General features: G+C 63.7%; 3 protein-coding genes. All 3 read left to right on the forward strand.

The window, feature by feature from the left end; all coding sequences use genetic code 11:
• Positions 1–666: 666 nt before the first annotated feature.
• Entirely contained in the window at positions 667–1,191 is a 525-nt protein-coding gene (locus tag ACWELQ_RS43580; RefSeq protein ID WP_452402832.1) for a hypothetical protein, read from the forward strand.
• Between the two features lie 45 nt (positions 1,192–1,236).
• Positions 1,237–1,704, forward strand: coding sequence for a nuclear transport factor 2 family protein (locus ACWELQ_RS43585; RefSeq protein WP_452402833.1), 468 nt, complete (start codon positions 1,237–1,239; stop codon positions 1,702–1,704).
• A 52-nt stretch (positions 1,705–1,756) separates the two neighbouring features.
• The coding region (locus tag ACWELQ_RS43590) for a serine/threonine-protein kinase (protein ID WP_452402834.1) at positions 1,757–2,507 on the forward strand (751 nt) is incomplete at its 3' end.

The raw sequence follows: 2,507 nt of genomic DNA on the forward strand, positions 1-2,507 counted from the left end.
CAACCGCACGGTGACGGCGTACCAGGACGGGCAGGAGCTGTTCGTCATTGTCGAATCGCCAAACCAATCCCCACCGACGCGAGTGGGACTGAACGACATGCGCGGCGCGGAACGCGTTAGCGGCCAAGCCATCCCGCGTCCCGAACCGAGGACATGTGCTGCCCAGTGCAAGAGCCCTGCCGGAGAAGCTGGCGGGGCCCGAAGCCGGACTGGGCACTGCATTTAATGTCCCTGCACTATATTCATAGTGTATGCTGAACGTTGCTGGTCGAACCGCTTGGGCGACAAGTACGTTCGTGGCTTGCGGGGGGAGGGGGGATTCGTGAATGCTGTTCACGCCGATCTGGTGGCCGTGCCCGCGACCACGATCGTCCCGCCTCTGCCCGCGGCACAGGCCGATGCGTCGAATAGGCATGGCGCGGTGACCTGGCAACGTAGCGCGGGGTGAGCTGTGAACCACTCGACCGATACCGATGCGCAACCTCGCGCGTTGAAACGCTGTGGTCGCGAACCGGCCCCGGCCTCGACTACGTCAAGATCTGCAGCCAGTGAGCGGCCACCGATGCGGTTCGGCGGCTGCCTCGTCTCGAATCCGGAGCAAGGGCATTGAATCACCCTGTACCGCAACACAATAACGTTTTCGCCGGTGTACGTGTCACCGGCCAAATGACCGACGCGGTGAAGCGCCGGATCACCAGGTTCTGGATCATTGTGGCCGCACTGGGTTTGGCGGTTCTGTTCGGTATCGTGCATCCAGATGGTGGCTACGTCACGCTCAGCGTCATCCTGGCCGTTCCGTTGTTGGTGATGCTGTGGGCGATTCGAATGGAATACCGCGCGCTGAGCAAACCCACGCTCATCGCCGACGCGGCCGGGCTGACGCTGACCCGCAGACTCCGACTCGAGCTCGGCAACGTGGAGAAGCACCCCTGGTCGAGCATCGTGGCGATGTCTGTTCGCACCCACCAACTCACGACGAAGTCCGCCGGTGGCAAATCGATCACCTATCGGCCGTTGCTGCAGGTGTCCATCGCGAGCCGAGGCGAACCGGTCCAGCAGTTCTATCCGCACAACTATCACCCCGCGCCGACGGAGTTGTTCGCCTACGTCAGAACAGTGGCCCCGCAGGTACGGCTCGAGGACTTGCAGCAGGCCGACCTCGACGGCCATCAGGCCGACGGGCGGCGTTAGACCACCGACCGAGACGAGCGGCACGATCTCCCAGGAGTGTTAGATATGTCCGACGCTGCCGAGTTCGTCGCGCGATTCGCCGACTTCTGGCGTGACCCGTCACCGCAACGGCTGCCCGAATTACTGGATCCCGACGCGGTGCTCATTCAGCCGCTGTCTCGCCCGATGCGCGGCATCGCGGCGGCACAGGAAGAGTTCCGGCGAATCTGGACGTTTCTGCCTGACCTGCGGGCCGCCGTCGACCGATGGCACGGCGACGACCAGTTGCTGTTCATCGAATTCCGGCTGCACGCTCGCGCCGGTCGCCAGGTTCTCGAATGGCCCAACGTCGACCGCTTCACCCTGGCGGATGGTAAAGCGACCGAACGAGTGAACTACTTCGACCCGCTGCCCCTGCTGCCTCAACTGTTGACGCAGCCTTCAGTGTGGTTTCGGTGGTGGACATCGGGCGCGGCCAGGCCCTGGCGTTCCGGCCATCGGATCGATTCGCGCTCTCGCCATCGGTTCGGTTGATTCACAACAGCTTTCACCAGGTGTAGTGGGTTCGACATGGGAGATCTGTTCGGTGGTGTTACAGGTAGGGGCTGAGTTCGCCGGCTACGTGATCGAGGGCGTCGTCGGTGCCGGTGGAATGGGTGTGGTCTACCGGGCGCGGCATCCGCGACTGAACCGGATGGTGGCGCTGAAAGCGCTCAACGACGCGTTCGCGCTGACACCGAGATCGCGGACCGCGTTCGCACGGGAAGCTGCTCTCTCGGCCGAACTCGAGCATCCGAACATCGTTTCCGTCCTCGACTGGAGCGGTGATGCAGATGACGTGCTATGGCTGGCCATGCGACTGATCGAGGGCGGCGACGTCGCCGCCCTGCTCACCTCGACACCCCGGGGATTACCCGTCGATCAAGCTGTCCGGTTGATCACCGACGCGGCGCACGCCCTCGACTTCGCACATGAACGAGGTGTGCTGCACCGCGACGTCAAACCCGCCAACCTGCTGATCGAGCACGATCCCCGCCACGGCGAGCGCGCACTACTCACCGACTTCGGCATCGCCCGAACCCTTGACGACACTGCCACCTTCTCAGTCACCGCCACCTTCGCCTACACCGCACCCGAACGCTTCGGCAACCAGATCCCCACCGACCACCGCGCCGACGTGTACTCCCTCGGCTGCACCTTCTACGAAATGCTCACCGGAAAACTACCTTTCGTCCGCAGCGACCAAGCCGCCCTGATCGGAGCACATCTGGCCGACCAGCCCCCACGCCCCCTCGACCTACGCCCTGACCTGCCCGCTGGATTGGACGCCGTAATTG

This window comes from Nocardia sp. NPDC004722 (assembly GCF_053601505.1).

Bases quoted from the DNA above. Each gene is read 5' to 3' on its own strand.
- ACWELQ_RS43585 (WP_452402833.1), top strand. From the start codon at position 1,237: ATGTCCGACGCTGCCGAGTTCGTCGCGCGATTCGCCGACTTCTGGCGT.
- ACWELQ_RS43580 (WP_452402832.1), top strand. From the start codon at position 667: ATGACCGACGCGGTGAAGCGCCGGATCACCAGGTTCTGGATCATTGTG.